The following is a 1953-nucleotide window of genomic DNA, read 5'->3' on the forward strand; positions in this document are numbered from 1 at the left end:
AGCGATCTTGATGCAGTTCGATTGTGAACTGCTTCACGCGCCGCGCGCGGCTCGAATAAGAAGCAGATTTCTCCTGGCCGGTGGAACAGTGGCGTTTCCGGATGGGTAGGCTTGGCTTACCGTTCGCGCTGCATTGTGGAGTCGGCTATAGTCGGCGCAAGCTGCCAGTTGGACGTGCCGAAGTCCGTGGCTCAATTTTCAAGGCAGCTCGCATGCCGTCGGCAGGCTGTGCCTTGCTCTCGTTTCAGAGCGCCTATTCTAGGACGACATTGTCACCGGTGTAACCTCAACGGAGAGAAACATGCCGTTGTTCATCTCGTACGTCTCATACTCAAATGCCGGCATCAAGGGAATGGTCGACAAGCCGATCGATCGCACATCGGCCATCGGCGCGCTGGTCGAGAAGGCCGGTGGGAAGCTCCAGGGAGCTTTCATGACCACTGGTCAACACGATGCAGTGCTCGTCACGGAGTTTCCTGACGGCTCCGATGCCATTGCGATTGGAATGGTGGCCGCTGCGGCTGGCGCCGTCTCCAAGATCGAAACCGTACGCGCTTGGAAGATGAGCGAGTTCAAGAGCATCGCGGAGAAGGCTTCCAAACTCGTGAGCACCTACGTACCGCCGGGCAAGTAGGCCGGCGCGGGCGCTCTATATCTCCCAACGTCGTCCCGGCCTAGTGCGCAATTGCGCACCATTCGTGTCCTTCACCGCGTGTGGTCCTTACGCCCCCACCATCGGCATGCGCGGATATTCGCCCGGCGTTCCCGCCGGGGTGATCGGGATGCCGCCGTCGGCGTATTCGTTGAGCTTGTTGCGCAGCGTGCGGATCGAGATCCCCAGGATGTTGGCGGCGTGGGTGCGGTTGCCGAGGCAGTGCTTCAGCGTCTCCAGGATCAGGTCGCGTTCGACGTCCGCCACCGTGCGGCCGACGAGAGCGCGCGTCACCTGCTCGGCGGCCATCGTGGCATGCGCCACGGCCGGTACCGTCTTGGCGAGGTCGAGGCGGTCGCCGTCCGGGGTGAGGATCGCGTCGGGTCCGATCTCGTCGCCCTGCGCCATCAGGACGGAGCGGTGCATGGTGTTTTCGAGTTCGCGGACGTTGCCCTGCCAGCGATTGCTGGAGAGCACGCGGCGCGCTTCCGCCGAGATCGGGCGCACCGGCACACCGTTGGCTTCGGCATACTTCTTCACGAAGTGCTGGGCGAGCTCGAGGATGTCGAGCGGACGCTCGCGCAGCGGCGGGATCTTCAAATTGACGACGTTGAGGCGGAACAGCAGGTCCTCGCGGAACGTGCCTTCGCGCACGGCCTCGGCCAGATTGCGGTTCGAGGTCGCGATGATGCGGATGTCCACCGGCACCGGCTTGGTGCCGCCGACGCGGTCGATCACGCGCTCCTGGATGGCGCGCAGCAGCTTCGATTGCAGGCGGACGTCCATCTCCGAGATTTCGTCCAGCAGCAGCGTGCCGCCGGTCGCTTCCTCGAACTTGCCGATGCGTCGGGCAATCGCGCCGGTGAAGGCGCCCTTCTCGTGGCCGAACAGCTCGGACTCCAGGAGATGCTCGGGGATCGCGGCGCAGTTGATCGAGATGAACGGCCGCTTGGCGCGGGCCGAGCGGGTGTGGACGTAGCGGGCCAGCACTTCCTTGCCGGTGCCGGATTCGCCGGTGACCATCACCGAGGCGTCGGAGCCCGCGATCTGCTGCGCGAGCTTGATCACCTTCGCCATCGCCTCGTCGCGATAGACCAGCTCGCGGGAATCGTTGGCGACGGCGGCCAGCACCGCGGCGATCAGTTCCGGATCCGGCGGCAGCGGGATGTATTCCTTGGCGCCGGCGTGGATCGCGGCGACCGCGGCGCGGGCGTCGTTGGTGATGCCGCAGGCGACGATCGGGGCGTGGATGTGCTCGGCCTCCAGCCGCATCACGAGGTCGCGGATGTCGAGGGCGACGT

At 64.8% G+C, this 1953-nt stretch carries 2 protein-coding genes; one reads left to right on the forward strand and one right to left on the reverse strand.

Annotation, left to right across the window (positions count from 1 at the left end):
* Positions 1 to 301 precede the first annotated feature (301 nt).
* The gene (locus AC1D00_RS41260; RefSeq protein WP_135179312.1) at positions 302 to 634 is read left to right on the forward strand and encodes a GYD domain-containing protein; all 333 of its coding nucleotides are present in this window, start codon (positions 302 to 304) and stop codon (positions 632 to 634) included.
* An 87-nt stretch (positions 635 to 721) separates the two neighbouring features.
* Here AC1D00_RS41260 and AC1D00_RS41265 read toward each other — a convergent pair.
* Positions 722 to 1953: sigma-54 interaction domain-containing protein (locus AC1D00_RS41265; RefSeq protein ID WP_477014660.1), on the reverse strand; the 1232-nt coding region annotated here is incomplete at its 5' end.

The organism is Bradyrhizobium sp. P2_E8, from assembly GCF_056403875.1.

Coding starts and splice junctions, on each gene's coding strand:
- AC1D00_RS41260 (WP_135179312.1), top strand. CDS start 302: ATGCCGTTGTTCATCTCGTACGTCTCATACTCAAATGCCGGCATCAAG.